This is a genomic window from Xanthomonas pisi DSM 18956 (assembly GCF_001010415.1).
GTDB lineage: Bacteria > Pseudomonadota > Gammaproteobacteria > Xanthomonadales > Xanthomonadaceae > Xanthomonas > Xanthomonas pisi.
In genome coordinates, this window is sequence record NZ_JPLE01000012.1 from 1 (window position 1) to 15,964 (window position 15,964).

Sequence of the window (15,964 nt, forward strand, 5' to 3'; positions counted from 1 at the left end):
GACGGGTTTACGGCGTGTCCTGCAAGCGGTGAGGGCACCGTGCGCTCAACTAGCCAGGCTTTTGACCTAAACATTCCGCTGCATTTAGAGACGCCAACAAACCGTGGCGAGCGCCCCGCCTGACGGCCGCGCAGTAGCGTTGTCAGCCGCTCTTAAGCGACGCTAGCACTGTGCCGCCAACGATCGCCGCCATTGCCTGATCGATCAACGGCGCTGTTGTAACGGACCTGACGCAGCCGGATCAGACGCAGTGGTTTCCGTCTGCGGCGTATCATCAACCTCTCCCCGCACCGCATTTCCCGAAGTGCTGTCGATCAGGATCACCGGCACCTGCGAGCGGCGACGTTGCTCCACGCGGTGCGGCAGCGGGCCGAGCGCGTCGCGCAATGCGCTCAGCGCAGGGTCCACACCGCGCAGCGGGTACCACAGGCCGATCAGGCTGAAGTGGCGGCTGTAGCGCAGGGTCTGCGTGCTGCCCACCCACAGCGGTTGTGCATTGGGTTGCAGGCGCGCGGCTGCAGGCCACAGGCGCAACACATGCACGTGCCCCGGTGCGGCATGACGCACCATCAGCAAGGCTTCGACCTGGGTATCCAGCGTGGCCGGCAGGATCGGAACTTCGTCCGGGCGGCCACTCACATCCAGCAGATGCAGTGCCTGCTCCCAGCCAGCCTGCGGTTGTGTCCGCCAGCCGCGCGCTTCGAGCTGGCGTTGCAGCGGCGCGAGCGGGCCGGCAACCTGCACGTCCAGCGGCCAGCGTTGGTCGTCGTCGAATTCATTGCGGCGTGCCGGCAGCAGCCGCCATTGCCCCTCCCACCAGTCGCTGGCGGGCAGGTCCATCAGCAGCGGCGGCGGCGGTTCGAACTTGGCCAGCTTGGCATCCAGATTGCGCGGCGCAAAGAAGATCGCGCAGCCCACGAACACGCCGTAGAAGATCCACGACACCGGCTTGACCCAGAACGCGCGGGTGGCGCGGCGCCGATAGGCGATGCCCAGCACCAGCAGCCAGAAGATGCCGAACAACATGCCGCCGACCACGTCGCTGAGCCAATGTGCGCCCAGGTACAGGCGCGCGAAGCCGATCAGCGACACGATGGCGCCACTGACCAGATACGGCCAGACGCGGCGGCGGCCAGGCAGTTCGCGTGCGATCAGCAGCGCGAAAAACCCGAACCCGATCGTGGCCATGGTGACCGCGACCGACGGAAATCCGAAGCCGCTGCTGGCCGCCGGCGGGCGCACCACCTGGACGGTCGCGCCCAGCAGTTGCGTCAGCGCCAGGCCAAACGCCAGTGCGATTACCCAGTGCGTCACCGCCATCCAGCGCCGACGCCAGGCCAGGTAGCCCATCGCTGCGGCGATCGCCGGCAACAACACCTGCCAGTCGCCCAGCGAGGCCAGCGCCACCATCGGGTAGTCGGCCAGCGGGTTGCGCAAGGCAAGCATCAGGTCGTGCACGGCCAGGTCCACGCGCAGGGGTTCGCCATGCGCCAGCACCACCATCAGCAATACGAACCAGCCCCAGCCCAGCAGCAACAGCATCAGCGCCATCATCGCCAGCGGGACCGACTCGCGCCGGCGTGGGTCGAACACGCTGACCGACCAGTTGCCCAGCACCGGATGCCGATGCGACCACTCCAGCAGCCGCGCCAGCAGGGCATCCAGATGGCCTGCCGACCAGCGGTACGAATACAGCACCATGGCCCAGGCCAGGCCGATCACCGCAGCCAGCAAGGCGACCACCACGAACAGGCGCCCGGCCACTGCGGCCACTGCGTCGTACGCGGTGCCCAGCACCCAGCCCGGCACCAGAAACAGCAGCGCCCACGACACGCAGGCCAATCCGCTGGCAACCAGGTAGCGCTTGAACGGCATGTGCGACATGCCGGCGATGGCCGGCACGAACGGCCGCACCGCGCCGACGTAGCGCGCGATCAGGATGCTCTTGAAGGCATTGCGCCGGAACAGCAGCTCGCCGCGTTCCAGCAACTGTGGATAGCGGCGGAACGGCCAATATGTGTGCAACTGGTGACCCCAGCGATGGCCTACCCAGAAACTCAGCGCATCGCCGACGAACGCGCCCAGGGTGGCGCAGGCCACCGCATACGGCCCGTTGATCTGGCCGAGCCCGATCAGCACGCCGATGGCGAACAGCAACGGCAGCGCGGGCACGATGGCGCCGAGCACGATCACCGCATCACAGAATGCGATGGCAAAGATCACCACGCCAGCCAAGGTGGGGTGGTGTCCGATCCACTCCAGCGTGGCGTCGATCCATGAGTTCATTCCCGAATTATAGGTGGGCATGGCGACGACTGACTTGCGCCACGCTCACATCGGGCGGTTGGCTTCACCTGCGGTTGCAACCAGGCGGCCACGCGCGCCGATGGCATCGGCGTGCACATCAATGGCGGTACGGCGATGCCGGCCGCCCGCCTACAATGGGGGATGAGTCACGAGCCCGCCGGCGATCTGCCGCTGAAGTCCGATACGTTCGGGCGCATTTTGTTGATCCGCGACGCCGGCCGGCTGTTCGTGCGGCGCGACCTGAGCGTGGCGCCCTGGGGCCTGCGGGGTGTGGCGTGGTGGCTGGCGCGTCGCGAAGCGCTGGCGCTGCGGCAGCTGGATGGCCTGCCGCACACGCCACGTTTGCTGCAATGGGACGGGCGCCATCTGGACCGCAGCTATCTGGCCGGCGATGCCATGTACCAGCGCCCGCCGCGCGGCGACCTGGCGTATTTCAGGAAGGCGCGCCGGCTGTTGCAGCAGCTGCATCGGTGCGGCGTGGCGCACAACGATCTGGCCAAGGAAGCCAACTGGCTGGTGCAGGACGATGGCAGCCCGGCGCTGATCGATTTCCAGCTGGCGGTGCGCGGCCATCCACGCGCACGCTGGATGCGTCTGCTTGCACGCGAGGACCTGCGTCATCTGCTCAAGCACAAGCGCATGTATTGCCCGGCCGCGATCACGCCGGTGGAACGGCGCGTGCTCAAGCGCAGGTCATGGGTGCGCGAGCTGTGGTTCGCCACCGGCAAACCGGTCTACCGCTTCGTGACCCGCCGCCTGCTGCACTGGGAAGACAACGAAGGGCAGGGGCCGAAGCCGTGAGGGGCGGGGATTGGGGAGTCGGGATTGGGGATTCGTAACAGCGCATGGCCACGGCTGTAAGCCGTCCAACCGGACTGGTGAGGGCAATGCTTTCCCGAATCCCGAATCCCGACTGCATTGGGATCAACCATGCGGCGACTGGGGATTCGTAAACGCGTATGGCGATGCCAGATGATGCGTCGGCGTGCGTCGGAGACACGCTAAGCTTTTGCAAATCCCGAATCTCGATTCCCGAATCCCAATCCAATGACCTTGAGCGGCAAGACCCTGTTCATCACCGGTGCCTCTCGCGGGATCGGGCTGGCGATCGCGCTGCGGGCGGCGCGCGACGGAGCCAATGTGGTCATTGCCGCGAAATCGGCGGTAGCCAATCCCAAGCTGCCAGGCACCATCCACAGCGCGGCCGAAGCGGTGACGGCGGCAGGCGGGCAGGCGCTGGCGCTCAAGTGCGATATCCGCGACGAGGAGCAGGTGCGTGCGGCCGTGGCCGCCACGGTCGAGACCTTCGGCGGTATCGATATCCTGGTCAACAACGCCAGCGCGATCTGGTTGCGTGGCACGCTGGACACGCCGATGAAGCGCTTCGACCTGATGCAGCAGGTCAATGCGCGCGGCAGTTTTCTGTGCGCGCAAGCCTGCCTGCCGCATCTGTTGAAGGCGCCCAATCCGCACATTCTCAGCCTTGCCCCGCCGCCATCGTTGAACCCGGCCTGGTGGGGGGCGCATACCGGTTACACGCTGGCCAAGATGGGGATGAGTCTGGTGACACTGGGGCTGGCCGCCGAATTCGGCCCGCAGGGCGTGGCGATCAATGCGTTGTGGCCGCGTACGGTGATTGCCACCGATGCGATCAACATGCTGCCGGGCGTGGACGCCGCTGGCTGTCGTCGCCCGCAAATCGTGGCCGACGCCGCGCATGCGGTGCTGACCCGCGCTGCGGCTGGATTCCATGGCCAGTTCCTGATCGACGATGAGGTGCTGGCGCAGGCCGGCGTCACCGATCTGCGCGGGTATGCAGTCGATCCGGGCCGCGCCCTGCTGGCAGATCTGTTTCTTGAGTGAATTGACTGGAGTGATCGGCCGGTCTGCAGTTCCCGCATCGCCAGCGCCGTCGTGTGCGGTGATCGTCTTGACCTACAACTGGCCGCAGGCGCTGCGCCGGGTTTTGGCGAACCTGGCGCGGCAATCGCAGCTGCCCGACGAGGTGATCGTCGTGGACGACGGATCGGGCGCAGACACCGCAGCGCTGCTGGTCGAACTGGCGGCAGCCTTCCCGGTGCCGCTGCGGCACCTCTGGCAGCAAGACCTCGGCTTCCGCGCGGCGCGATGCCGCAATCTCGGCATTGCCGCGACCGGCGCGGACTATGTGATCCTGATCGACGGCGACATGCTGGTGCACCCACAGTTCGTCGCCGACCATCTTGCGCTGGCGCGTCGGGGTCGATTCCAGCAGGGCGGAAGGATCAAGCTGACCGAGCGTGCCACCGCCGCGGTGCTCGCGGGTCGGCGGCTGCCGGGCTTCACGCCGTGGGCGCCGGCAGATTTTGCGGCGTTCGATGCCATGCCGCGTCTGTACGCGTTCCGCCAGCCGTGGTTGGCGCGCTGGAAGGCGGCGCGCCCGGGCGGTCGGGTGATGAGTTGCAACATGAGCTTCTGGCGCGAGGATCTGCTGCGGGTGAACGGGTTCGACGAAGCCATGCAGGGATATGGCGCGGAGGATCGCGAACTGGCGGTGCGGCTGGTCAACGCCGGCCTTGCCAAGCATCCGCTGAAGTGGGCAGCGCTTGCCTTCCATCTGGAGCACGGATCGCGTGCGCAACAGGATGTCGACGACGCATCGCTTCCGAACAACCAGCGCTTGCTGGAGTGTCAGCGACGCGGCACGGTGCGCTGCGTGCAGGGCCTGGATGCGCATCTGCCGGGCAGCCACTGAATCGTCGCCAGGCATGCGGCTTGGCGGTATCGCTGAGGCGCCGGGTGCAAGCAAACACACGGCGCGTTGACGGATCGGTTTGCTACGCTCCTGGTTGGACTGAAAGCGTTTTCAAAAGGGACGTGTCGCAGGCTCTTCACCATCGGTCTGGCCTGCGCGGCCCATACGCCCCGAAAGCTGCCACACAACGCGCTGTGATGCGCCGACGATTGACGCTGCAATCGTGCAGCCATCACCGGTGGGTCTGGCTGGCGCTGCTCCACTGCATTGCCGTGCCGGCGTCAGCTTCTGCGACGTGCAGACATCCGCGGTCCCGCTGATCGGCGGCTCGCTCGCCACGTCCGAATCGATCGCGCACGACAACAACCTCACGACCCACCAACCCATGGAAAGCCACATGATTGTTCCGTTTCGCCACGCGCCACTGACTGCCGCGCTCGCTGTGGCCACGCTGCTGGCCGGTTGCCAGAAGCAGGCGCCTGCCAACGTCGATGCCGGCGGCGCCGACAAGATCAATGCCTACATCGCCTGCTTCAATGGCGTCGAGCAGCCGGTGCATGAGAGTTACCAGCAATATATCGGGTGGATGCAGGACCCCGAGGCTGGTCCGACCGGCAAGGAAAGCGGCATCCATGCACCGGGCACGGTGCTGTCGCATCATGTGGACGACTGTGGCGCGCCGATGACTGCGGCCTTGGCGCAAACACCGGCCAACCCCGAGCTCGATCCGGTGGCAAAGACCTATCAGGAACGTTTCACCACGCTCAACGAGCGTATCGGCGAAGCGGTGCGCTACTACGATCGCGAGGACTATCTGCGCGACGACGGCAAGGGCATGCAGGCGCTGCACGCACCACTGATGCAGGCTTACAGCGCGTTCTTCGAAGCCGGCGAAGCGATGAACGCGGCGCTGGAACATAACGAAGATACCCGGCGCCAGGCGCAGATCGATGCGATTGAAAAAGAAGAAGGGCGTACGGCCTCCTGGTACCACCTGAAGATCATCGGCGAGGGCAAGCAGCTGGTGCAGGTGCTCGACAACGATGCGCCGGATCTTGCCGCAGCGCAGGCTCAGCTGACGCGTTACCAGAGCATTCTGGAAGAAGCGCAAAAAGCCAAGGTCGGCCAGGGCGATGCGATGTGGGGTCACATGGAAACCTCCGCCGACAAACTCGCGCGCGAATCCGGGCGCCTGGTCGAGCGTATCCGCACCAAGACGCCGTTGAACAAGAGCGAGCAGATGCTGATTGAAAGCGGTTCGATCCCGCCGGGCGGCACGCGTCAGGCAGTACTGGCCGGTTACAACGATCTGATCGACATGAGCAATCGCATGTCGAGGTGACAGCAGCTTATAAAACGACTGTGCTCACCGCCAGGCGGGCGCGGTCGGTGCTGATGTATCACTCGTACACTCCGGCTCTGAGCGCGCCCTGTCACTGTCAGCCCCGTCGGCAAGAGCCAGCAAGCATTCCAAAGACCGCCGAAGATGCTCCTCCAACAACGTTGAGCCTTCATCGGCACGCCCCGCAACATACGCCTCTGCAAGTGCCTCATGATCACGCAACCATCGCTGGGTTTCGGTTGCCAGTGACGTGTATTGGGACGCTTGTAGGACGCAGATCTTTCGCAGGTCGTCGACGATTGCCAGTTGTCGGGGCCGTCCGGCCGCAGCGTAGAGCGCACGGTGGAAATCCCAATCTCCCTGGTGCCAACCGGGCCTACCGGCTTCCAGAGACGTCCGCCGGAGCAGATACACCACGTCTGCTTTTGCCTGGTCATCGGCCTTCTGCACGGCGCGCTGTATGAGGTCGCATTCGAGCATGATCCGCAGGTCGAATACCTCCATCAGGTCCGTGGCCGACAGGGTAATGATTCGCGCGCCTTTTCCGGGGACGACCTCGACCAGTTTGTCGGCGGCAAGAACCAGCAGAGCATCGCGGATCGGAATGCGGCTGACGGCATATTCCTTGGCGAGACGCGATTGTGACAAGAACGCCCCGGGAGCGTATTTCCCATCCAAAATGGCAACGCGCAGTTGGTTCGTAATATCCATTGTCGCGCCCTTATCCGTGGTGTATACATGTATACACCATTCATGATCTTGGGGAAAGCCAATGGCGCATCGATACACGTCGTCCGTCATCTGGACGGGAAACCGGGGCGCGGGCACGGTCAGCTATCGCGGTTACGATCGCACGTGGGACGTGGCCGTCCCGGGCAAATCCGTCATTCACTGCTCCAATGATCCGTTGCTTGGTGGTGATCCCGCCAAAATGAATCCCGAGGACCTTCTGCTCTCGGCGCTTTCGGCCTGCCACATGCTTTGGTATCTGCACTACGCATCGGATGCGAACATCATAGTGACCGGCTATGCGGATACCCCGCTCGGCATCGGCGAAGTTGAGAGCAGTGGTGCGGGTCGCTTCACGTCGGCAACCTTGCGTCCGCGTATAGCCATTCGTGCGGGAACCGACATCGAACTTGCGACAGCAATTCATTACAAGATCCACGACGTGTGCTTCATCGCTAGATCCGTCAATTTTCCGATCACCTACGAACCAGAATTTGTGCCCGAAATTTAAATGGGCAACGAGCGTGATTGATGCTTATTGTGTACCTGCATCACTGCTGCATGGGTAGCGGCTGCGCTGCTTTTCAATCAGAACAATCTCTATCGAAAAAACTGCATTTGCGCCGGCCATTTTGCGCTGGAATCCCGTAACACGCCCGATGTCCTTAGCATGAACATCAGCACCTTACGCCGGCTGCGCCCCAGCGCATCCACCAGTTGCCCGCTTTCTTCGATGTAGCGGGTGAGCTTGAGGATGCGGAACAGCCGCAGGATGCGCAGTACGCTGTCGATCATGATCACCATCACGCTGGCCAGGATCGCCACCACCAGCATCAGGTCGTAGTGCGCGATGGGCGCGTGTCGTGGCGATAGATGATGTCGAACCACTGCCGGCGCCAGCCGTCGGCGGTGGCGGGAGTGAGTTGAGGATCGGAGAATGGGCGCATGCGCGCATTGTGCCGCAGGCCGGCGAATGCGCGAGAATGCGGGTTCTCCCTCCGCTTCTGCGACCCACCATCATGAGCACCGCTGCCGATTCGCCCCTGTCCCTTGCGCACTACTACCTGCCGGTGTATCGCCCGCGCCAGGTGGTGCTGGAGCGCGGGCAGGGCAGTCGTGTATGGGATGACGCGGGGCGCGAGTATCTGGATTTGTCCTCCGGCATCGCGGTGAGCGGGCTGGGCCATAACGACCCGGATCTGGTTGCCGCGCTCACCGAGCAGGCGGGCAAGCTGTGGCATACCAGCAACATCTTCTACAGCGAGCCGCCGCTGCGGCTCGCCGAGGAGCTGGTCGGCGCGTCGCGTTTTGCCGAGAACGTCTTCTTGTGCAACTCCGGCACCGAGGCCAACGAGGCGGCCATCAAGCTGGTGCGCAAGTGGGCCAGCAACCAGGGCCGCCCGGCCGACAAGCGCGTCATCGTGACGTTCCGTGGCAGCTTCCACGGCCGCACGCTGGCGTCGGTCACCGCCACCGCGCAGCCGAAGTACCAGGAAGGCTATGAGCCGTTGCCAGGCGGATTCCGCTATGTGGATTTCAACGACGTCGCGGCGCTGGAAGCGGCGATGGCCAGTGGCGACGTGGCCGCGGTGATGGTGGAACCGATCCAGGGCGAGGGCGGGGTGATGCCGGCGGCGCCGGGCTTCCTGGCGCAGGTGCGCGCGCTGTGCGATCGGCACGATGCCTTGCTGGTGCTGGACGAGATTCAATGCGGCATGGGCCGCACGGGCACCTTGTTCGCGCATTGGCAGGAGCAGGTGACGCCGGACATCGTGACGCTGGCCAAGGCGCTGGGCGGTGGTTTCCCGATCGGCGCAATGCTGGCTGGCCCCAAAGTGGCGCAGACCATGCAGTTCGGCGCGCACGGCACCACCTTCGGTGGCAATCCGCTGGCTGCCGCCGTGGCGCGCGTGGCGTTGCGCAAGCTGGCTTCGCCGCAGATTGCCGAAAATGTGGAGCGGCAGTCGGCGGCATTGCGTGCGGGCCTGGAGGCGCTCAATGCCGAGTTCGGCCTGTTCGCACAGGTGCGCGGGCGCGGCTTGATGCTCGGTGCGGTGCTGGCACCGGCGCATGCCGGGCAGGCCGGGGCGCTGCTGGATCTGGCGGCCAAGCATGGGTTGTTGGTGCTGCAGGCCGGCCCGGATGTGCTGCGCTTCGTGCCGGCACTCAATCTGACCGACGCCGAGCTGGCCGACGGTCTGGCGCGCCTGCGCCTGGCGATTGCCGAGTACGCCGCGCAGCGGTGAGTGGTTGCTTGGTCTGTTGCGTGGTGGTGGCTGGTAGGGCGCTGTAGGGCGCTGGTTGGTGAGGGTATGCAAGGCGCGTGCGCGCTTGTTGTTTGTGGATTGCGTAAGGCAGGGGCAGGGGAGCTGCCCTGCGTCGCAACACCGTCCCCTCACCCCAACCCCCGCTCCGCGCCCCGGCCCGCGCTAGCAGCGCGGGCGCTCCAAGGCAGGCGCGCCAGTGGCGCGCAACCGTGCCATCTCGCCCCGAGGGGCGAAGGGCTTGAGCGGCAGCTCCACCACTTTTCCTTCTCCCGCCGTGCGGGAGAAGGTGGCGCGCAGCGCCGGATGAGGGTGCGCGCGAAGCCCTATGCAGTGTGAGCGACACGAAGCTTCGCCCGTACCCTCACCCCAACCTCCGCTCCGCACCCCAGCCCGCGTTTGCAACGCTGGCGCTCCAAGGCACGCGCGTCAGTGGCGCGCAAACCGTGCCTTCTCGCCCCGACGGGAGAGGGGCTCTAAGAAGCAGCTCGACTGATTGTCCTTCTCCCGCCCGGCGGGAGAAGGTGGCGCGCAGCGCCGGATGAGGGTGTGCGCGAAGCCTCATCCGGATTCCCGACTTCTAATTCCCGACTTCTAATTACTGACTCCTAATTCCCGACGCCCAATTCCCAATCCCGAATCCCGAATCTCACCCCAACCCATACCGCTTCAACACCCGCCGCAAGGCGCGCGCATCGCGCACGGTATCGGCATGCAGTCCGGCGACACGGGCGCCGCGGACGTTGACGAACAGGTCATCGACGAACAAGGTACGTGCCGGGTCCGCATCCAGCTGCGCAAGCGCGCGCTGATAGACCTCCGGCTGCGGTTTTCTGCCGCCCAGCGCACCGCTGCACAGCACGCGGCCCTGCAATAGCGGAAACAGCGATGGCACGATCCGCGCGATCGCCTCCGTCATCAGCGCGCCGTTGTTGGTGAGTACCGCCACTGCGGTGGTCGTCGATACCGCCAGCACGTGCGCCACCACGGCGGGGTCGGCTCGGCAGGCTGCCACGCGCGCCGCAATCCAGGTGGCGCGGTCGATCGGATGCCCCAGCCCGTCGCTCAACTGGGTCAGGTAGGCCTGCGTGTCGAGCGCGCCGGCATCGTAGGCGCGCTCCAGTCCCTGCTCGAACAGCACCTGCTGCACCCGCTGCGGCGGGCAGGCCGCAGCACTGGCCAATGCGGCCAGCCGGCGCGGGCGCGAATAGCTGGCCAAGACGCCGTCGAAATCCAGCAGCAGCAAGGACGGAGGGGCAGACGGCATGGGCGTGCTCGCGAGGTGGGCACCGCAGCGTTGTCGATCAGCCGCTGCATCGCAAGCGTACGGGATCTGCTATGCCCGGATAAGCGCAGACGGGTAGGCGCGCCATGCGCGCGCTCATACGCCCGCGCATGGCGCGTGCGAACGCCCGATCGCCAACACCCGGCGCCTGCACGAGCACGCGACTCGGGCAGTTGCGCTGCGTATTCAAACTTTCCAGTACGGAAAGGCCCTACCCGCATGCGCAGACCCTACCCTCCGCACCGCATCTACGGCGCAACCGCGCTGGGTATGGTCGATCCATGCCGCATCCGCGGTGTCAGCCGGTCTTGGGGAGCGGGCCCGGTCACTCAGCACGTCACACCATCCAGGGGGTCGATTGCATGCGCAAGCGCTTGAACACCGATCAACTGGCGGCGTCGGTCGCCGCCATTCTCACCACTGCCACGCGTGGTCGCACGCTGGCTTCGATGACCTTGGTGCTGGCTGGTGCACACAGCCTGCCCGTCCTGGCACAGGAAGCGCGCACGCTGGACGCGGTCAGCGTGGTCGGCACCGGCTCCACGCGCACCACCGCCTCCATTTCGATGGACGAGATCCAGGCGCAGGTGCCGGGCGTGGCACCGCAACAACTGCTGGCCAGCCTGCCCGGGGTCAATGTGCAGACCACCGATCCGTTCGGGCTGTACGAGTTCGGCGACTCGATGACCATCCGCGGCTTTTCCGCCAACCAGATCGGCGTGACCCTGGACGGCATTCCGATCGAAACCTTCGACACCCGCGAAGGTGGGCCCATCACCCGCTACGTCTCCAGCGAAAACCTGCTCGATGTGACGGTGTCCGCCGGCTCGGGCGATGTCACCCAGCCCTCCTATCACGCGCTCGGCGGTGCGATCCGCTACACCAGTCTTCCGCCCAAGGGCGGCGATACCTGGAGCGGCAATCTCACCCAGACCGTCGGCTCGGACGATCTGGTACGCAGCTTTGTGCGTCTGGATACGCCGGATTGGTGGGACGGCGGGCCCAGTGCATACATCTCCGCATCGCGCACGCAGGGCGGGGTGTGGGACATGGAACCGGCCACGCAGAAAAGCGACCACTTCGAAGCCAAGGTGCGGCAGGCCTGGGATGCCGGCAGCCTGACGTTGGGCTGGATCTACAACAACCGCAAGGATTACGACGTGCAGTCGTACAACTCCGACGGCTCGGTGTCGTGGGACCTGCACGAGCGCATCACCGGCAATCCGGAAGTGGATGCCGAGCATTACAGCGAATGGCAGAACGGCCGCCGCGATTCGCTACTGAGCCTGCATGGCGATTTCATGTTCAACGACGCCATCGGCATCACCTTCACCGGTTACTACGAAAACAAGCACGGCTACGGCGTCGGCGGCACGCCACCGAGCACCGCCACCGGGTTGTACAACGATGCGATTGCCGGCACGCCGGGGCGCACCGATATCGCCATCAACGACCCGCAGATCGTCGATGCCACTGGCAATGTGACCCGGGTCGGTGCGATGACGCGGCGCGAAGAAATCATGGGCGGCGATCGCTACGGCGTGACCACCGCAGTGGCGTGGGAGACCGAGCACAACAAGCTCGAAGTCGGTGCGTGGTACGAGAGCTACGACTTCGATCAGGTGCGTCCGTTGTACAACCTGGACCCGGCCACCGGCGCCTTGCTCAAGAACGCCTTGCCGATCGTCATCTACTACGACAACCACTTCTCCACCGAGGTGAAGCAGCTCTACGTCAAGGACACGCTGCGCCTGCTGGACGATCGGCTGACGATGGAGTTCGGCGCCAAGGGGCTGGATGTCAAACGCGACTACAACGGCATCGCCAATCTGGACGACTTCAACGTCGGCGTGCGCCGCGATGTGACCATCAAGAACAGCGACTGGTTCCAGCCGCAGGTGGGTGCGAGCTTCCAGCTGGCCGAAGGCGTGCAGGTGTTCGCCAACTACGCGGAGAACTTCAGTTCCGCGCCGCGTCTGGCGCTGACCTCCGGCGCTTTCAATCCGGACATCGCGCCGGAAGAATCCACCAACATCGATATCGGCATCCGCGCCGAATCCACGCAGTGGAGCGGTTATCTGGCCGCCTACAAGATCGATTATTCCAATCGCATCATCGCGCTGACCGACCCGGACCCGCTGGTGGTGGCGCCCACCGTCTACGCCAACGTCGGCGACGTGCAGACCTATGGTGCGGAACTGTCCGGCATGTGGAAGCCGGCGCCGGGCTGGCGGCTGGGCGCATCGCTGACCTGGAACAAGTCCGAGTTCCAGGACAACTACTTCGGCCCGGTCAGCGGCGCTCTGGTGCAGGTGAAAGGCAACGACGTACCGGATGCGCCCAAGCTGATGTTCAGCGTCAACGGCGGTTGGGAAGGCGAGCACTTCTTCGCCAACCTCGACACCAAATACACCGGCAAGCGCTACGGCGACACGCTCAATACCGACCAGGTGGATGCCACCTTCATCGTCAATGGCAGCGTCGGTTACCAGGGCAGCGATGCCGGCTTTCTTGCCGGTGGCCGCCTGCAACTGTCGGCCTACAACCTGTTCGACAAGGACGATGCGATCGGTGCGGTGTTTCCCAACGAAAGTTCCGGTTCGTACCAGCTGATCGCACCGCGCCAGCTGTTCGCAAGCCTGTCTTACCGATTCTGAGTGATCGACGCGGCCGGCATTGCGGCCGGCCGCGCGATGGTCCATGACATGTAGGGGATGTGCGTTGATGCAAGGCAATCACACTGGGGCGATGACACGGCGACAATTGCTGGCGCGCATCGGCATGACCGCTGGCGGCGCCATGATGTATCAGGCCATGAGCAGCCTGGGCATGGCGGCCGAGTCGCAATTTTCAGGGCCATTGCAGCTGGATGGCGACCCGAAGGGCGCATCGGTGCTGATTCTGGGCGCGGGCCTGGCCGGAATGACCGCCGCCTTCGAATTGCGCAAGGCCGGCTATCGCGTGCAGCTGCTGGAATACAACGCTCGCCCCGGTGGTCGTAACTGGACGCTGCGCGGCGGCGATCGCTATACGGAACTTGGCGGCGCCACGCAGCACTGCCAGTTCGACGATGGGTTGTATCTCAACCCGGGACCGTGGCGGATTCCGCACCACCACAAGGCGGTGTTGAGTTACTGCAAACAGTTCGGCGTGGCGTTGGAAGCCTTCAACCAGGTCAACTACAACGCGTTGCTGCATAGCCAGAGCGGTTTCGATGGCAAACCGCAGCGGTTCCGCGCGATCGACGCCGATTACAAGGGCCATGTCTCCGAATTGCTGGCCAAGTGCACGCAGCAGCACGCGCTGGATACGGCAGTGAGCCGCGAGGACCAGGAGGTGCTGCTGGAATCGCTGCGCACCTGGGGCGCGCTCGATCGCAGCTTCGGCTACGTCAAAGGCAAGGATAGCAGCGAGCGACGTGGCTTTGCGCGCTACCCCGGTGGCGGCTTGTCGGGCAAGCCGGAGTTCTCCGAACCTTTCAGCGTGCAGGATGTGCTGCGTTCGCGGCTATGGACCACGTTGGCGGCCGGCAACAACTACGAAATGCAGACCACCATGTTTCAGCCGGTGGGCGGCATGGACCAGATCGGCAAGGCGTTCGCGCGCCAGCTCGGCGATGCCATCACCTACAACGCCAAGGTCACCACGATCGATCAGGACGGCAGCGGCGTGCGCGTGTCCTGGCAGGACGCCACACGCGGTGGGGAAGTGCGCGTGGCCAGTGCCGACTGGTGCATCTGCACGATTCCGTTGTCGGTGCTCAGCCGGATTCCCACCACCGCCAGCGACGCGATGACCACCGCGATCGGCAGCGTGCCGTATGCCGCGTCGGTCAAGGTGGGCCTGCAATTCAAACGGCGCTTCTGGGAAGAGGACGAGGCCATCTACGGCGGCATCAGCTACACCGATCTGCCGATCACCCTGATCAGCTATCCCAGCACCGGTTATCACAGCTCCGGCAAGGGCGTGCTGCTGGGAGCGTATGTGTGGGGGCTGGATGCCTATCAATTCACCTCCATGTCTCCCGAGCAGCGGGTGCGCAAGGCGGTCGAATACGGAACGCAATTGCACCGGCAATATCCGCGCGAATTCGACAACGGGATTGCGGTCGGTTGGCATCGCGTGCCGTTCACCCATGGCTGCTTCGGCATGTGGAGCGAACAGGCGCGTGCCGAGCACTACGAGCCGCTTTGCCAGATCGACGGCCGCCTGGCGCTGGCGGGCGAGCATGTGTCCTATATCCCGGCCTGGCAGGAGGGCGCGATCCTGTCGGCGCACGATGTCGTCGGCCGCCTGCATCGCAAGGTCATTGCCGGGGGAGGTCGCGCATGAATCTGTTGCCACGCGTGTTTGTTGCGGTCGTTGCAGTGGTCATCGGCGCTGCGCTGCTTCCTCCCGGTCTGCGCGATGCGCAGGCGCAAAGTTCCGACGCCACCGCGCTGTATCCACAAAAGGGGTTCGCCACCGCTTCCGGCGAGCATGTCTATCGTGCGGTCTGTCAGGGCTGCCACATGCCCACCGGCAGCGGTGCGCAGGGCGCCGGCGAATACCCGGCACTTGCGGGCAATCCCAAGCTGGCGGCCGCGCCCTACGTCGCCATGATGGTGCTCGACGGGCACGCCGGCATGCCGGGATTTGGCGACATGCTCACCGATCGTCAGGTGGCCGACGTGGTGAGCTATGTGCGCACCCATTTCGGCAACGACCATGCCGAGCGCGTCACCGCCGACGACGTCAAGTTGCTGCGCCACTGAATTCTTTCTTCCAAGGAGTTGCCATGTTCCGTCCCATCGCCACCGCCCTCGTTGCCACCGCCGTGTTGTCTGCAGGCCTGAGCGCCGCAACTGCTGCCGAGGTGATTCGCCACAAGATTCCCAACAGCGATTTCCCCATTGCCGCGGCAGTGGAGATTCCGGCCGGCAAGGCCACCGTGTATGTCAGCGGCAAAGTGCCGGCGGTGGTGGACACCAGTGCGCCAAAGGACTCTGCGGCCGCTTACGGAGACACCAAGGCGCAGACGGTGAGCGTGTTGAAGCAGATCCAGGACCAGCTGAAATCGCTGGGTCTGGGCATGGGCGATGTGGTGAAGATGCAGGTATTTCTGGTCGGCGACCCGGCGCTGGGCGGCAAGATGGATTTCAACGGGTTCATGGAAGGCTACCGCCAGTTCTTCGGTACCAAGGAACAGCCCAATCTGCCGGCGCGCTCGGCCTTCCAGATCGCTGCGCTGGGCAATCCGCTGTATCGCGTCGAGATCGAAGTGGTTGCCGTGCGTCCTTGAAGTCGCGTCGTTGCCTTGCTGG

The 15,964-nt window shown here is 64.8% G+C and carries 13 protein-coding genes and 1 pseudogene; 10 read left to right on the plus strand and 4 right to left on the minus strand.

Annotated elements, in window-relative coordinates:
• Positions 1 to 204 precede the first annotated feature (204 nt).
• Positions 205 to 2,286 carry a bifunctional DedA family/phosphatase PAP2 family protein gene (locus Y887_RS02360; protein ID WP_046962823.1) on the minus strand — a complete coding sequence of 694 codons (2,082 nt, stop codon included), beginning with the start codon at positions 2,284 to 2,286 and terminating at the stop codon, positions 205 to 207.
• Between the two features lie 162 nt (positions 2,287 to 2,448).
• On the opposite strand from Y887_RS02360, the gene Y887_RS02365 reads away from it, so the two are divergent.
• From Y887_RS02365 to Y887_RS02380, 4 genes are all read left to right on the plus strand, one after another.
• A complete protein-coding gene (locus Y887_RS02365) occupies positions 2,449 to 3,108 on the plus strand; it encodes a serine/threonine-protein kinase (protein WP_046962824.1) in 660 nt (219 codons plus the stop codon).
• Positions 3,109 to 3,354: 246 nt separating this feature from the next.
• Entirely contained in the window at positions 3,355 to 4,170 is an 816-nt protein-coding gene (locus Y887_RS02370) for an SDR family oxidoreductase (RefSeq protein ID WP_046962825.1), read from the plus strand.
• On the plus strand, positions 4,163 to 5,041 hold the full coding sequence (locus Y887_RS02375; RefSeq protein ID WP_342749422.1) for a glycosyltransferase family 2 protein: 879 nt from the start codon (positions 4,163 to 4,165) through the stop codon (positions 5,039 to 5,041). Before Y887_RS02370 ends, Y887_RS02375 begins: the two co-directional genes overlap by 8 nt.
• 385 nt (positions 5,042 to 5,426) lie before the next feature.
• Complete coding sequence (locus Y887_RS02380) at positions 5,427 to 6,383, plus strand: YiiG family protein (protein ID WP_046962903.1); 957 nt, start codon at positions 5,427 to 5,429, stop codon at positions 6,381 to 6,383.
• Positions 6,384 to 6,407: 24 nt separating this feature from the next.
• On the opposite strand, the gene Y887_RS02385 is transcribed toward Y887_RS02380, so the two are convergent.
• Positions 6,408 to 7,094, minus strand: a complete 687-nt coding sequence (locus tag Y887_RS02385; RefSeq protein ID WP_162199146.1) for a GntR family transcriptional regulator — start codon at positions 7,092 to 7,094, stop codon at positions 6,408 to 6,410.
• A 61-nt stretch (positions 7,095 to 7,155) separates the two neighbouring features.
• Here Y887_RS02385 and Y887_RS02390 point away from each other — a divergent pair, with 61 nt between their 5' ends.
• On the plus strand, positions 7,156 to 7,623 hold the full coding sequence (locus Y887_RS02390; protein WP_046962826.1) for an OsmC family protein: 468 nt from the start codon (positions 7,156 to 7,158) through the stop codon (positions 7,621 to 7,623).
• A gap of 158 nt (positions 7,624 to 7,781) precedes the next feature.
• On the opposite strand, the pseudogene Y887_RS18525 reads toward Y887_RS02390, so the two are convergent.
• Positions 7,782 to 8,059, minus strand: a pseudogene (locus Y887_RS18525) (ion transporter); the annotation flags it as partial.
• Between the two features lie 72 nt (positions 8,060 to 8,131).
• On the opposite strand from Y887_RS18525, the gene Y887_RS02400 reads away from it, so the two are divergent.
• Positions 8,132 to 9,358: an acetylornithine transaminase gene (locus Y887_RS02400; RefSeq protein ID WP_046962828.1), complete on the plus strand. Its 1,227-nt coding sequence runs from the start codon at positions 8,132 to 8,134 to the stop codon at positions 9,356 to 9,358.
• A 667-nt stretch (positions 9,359 to 10,025) separates the two neighbouring features.
• Here the strand turns inward: Y887_RS02400 and Y887_RS02405 are convergent.
• The gene (locus tag Y887_RS02405; RefSeq protein ID WP_046962829.1) at positions 10,026 to 10,643 is read right to left on the minus strand and encodes an HAD-IA family hydrolase; all 618 of its coding nucleotides are present in this window, start codon (positions 10,641 to 10,643) and stop codon (positions 10,026 to 10,028) included.
• 392 nt (positions 10,644 to 11,035) lie between these two features.
• On the opposite strand from Y887_RS02405, the gene Y887_RS02410 reads away from it, so the two are divergent.
• From Y887_RS02410 to Y887_RS02425, 4 genes are all read left to right on the plus strand, one after another.
• Positions 11,036 to 13,318 (plus strand): TonB-dependent receptor, encoded by a 2,283-nt coding sequence (locus Y887_RS02410; protein WP_181113127.1) that lies wholly within the window; start codon positions 11,036 to 11,038, stop codon positions 13,316 to 13,318.
• 67 nt (positions 13,319 to 13,385) lie between these two features.
• Positions 13,386 to 14,993 carry a flavin monoamine oxidase family protein gene (locus tag Y887_RS02415; RefSeq protein ID WP_046962831.1) on the plus strand — a complete coding sequence of 536 codons (1,608 nt, stop codon included), beginning with the start codon at positions 13,386 to 13,388 and terminating at the stop codon, positions 14,991 to 14,993.
• On the plus strand, positions 14,990 to 15,415 hold the full coding sequence (locus tag Y887_RS02420) for a c-type cytochrome (RefSeq protein WP_046962832.1): 426 nt from the start codon (positions 14,990 to 14,992) through the stop codon (positions 15,413 to 15,415). The genes Y887_RS02415 and Y887_RS02420 overlap by 4 nt, the downstream gene beginning before the upstream one ends.
• A 23-nt stretch (positions 15,416 to 15,438) precedes the next feature.
• A complete protein-coding gene (locus Y887_RS02425) occupies positions 15,439 to 15,942 on the plus strand; it encodes a RidA family protein (protein WP_046962833.1) in 504 nt (167 codons plus the stop codon).
• The last annotated feature ends 22 nt before the right edge of the window (positions 15,943 to 15,964 follow it).

Excerpts from the sequence above, each read along its gene's own strand:
- Y887_RS02420 (WP_046962832.1), top strand. The coding sequence starts at position 14,990 with ATGAATCTGTTGCCACGCGTGTTTGTTGCGGTCGTTGCAGTGGTCATC.
- Y887_RS02390 (WP_046962826.1), top strand. The coding sequence starts at position 7,156 with ATGGCGCATCGATACACGTCGTCCGTCATCTGGACGGGAAACCGGGGC.
- Y887_RS02385 (WP_162199146.1), bottom strand. The coding sequence starts at position 7,094 with ATGGATATTACGAACCAACTGCGCGTTGCCATTTTGGATGGGAAATAC.
- Y887_RS02415 (WP_046962831.1), top strand. The coding sequence starts at position 13,386 with ATGCAAGGCAATCACACTGGGGCGATGACACGGCGACAATTGCTGGCG.
- Y887_RS02360 (WP_046962823.1), bottom strand. The coding sequence starts at position 2,286 with ATGAACTCATGGATCGACGCCACGCTGGAGTGGATCGGACACCACCCC.
- Y887_RS02425 (WP_046962833.1), top strand. The coding sequence starts at position 15,439 with ATGTTCCGTCCCATCGCCACCGCCCTCGTTGCCACCGCCGTGTTGTCT.
- Y887_RS02365 (WP_046962824.1), top strand. The coding sequence starts at position 2,449 with ATGAGTCACGAGCCCGCCGGCGATCTGCCGCTGAAGTCCGATACGTTC.
- Y887_RS02370 (WP_046962825.1), top strand. The coding sequence starts at position 3,355 with ATGACCTTGAGCGGCAAGACCCTGTTCATCACCGGTGCCTCTCGCGGG.
- Y887_RS02400 (WP_046962828.1), top strand. The coding sequence starts at position 8,132 with ATGAGCACCGCTGCCGATTCGCCCCTGTCCCTTGCGCACTACTACCTG.
- Y887_RS02380 (WP_046962903.1), top strand. The coding sequence starts at position 5,427 with ATGGAAAGCCACATGATTGTTCCGTTTCGCCACGCGCCACTGACTGCC.
- Y887_RS02405 (WP_046962829.1), bottom strand. The coding sequence starts at position 10,643 with ATGCCGTCTGCCCCTCCGTCCTTGCTGCTGCTGGATTTCGACGGCGTC.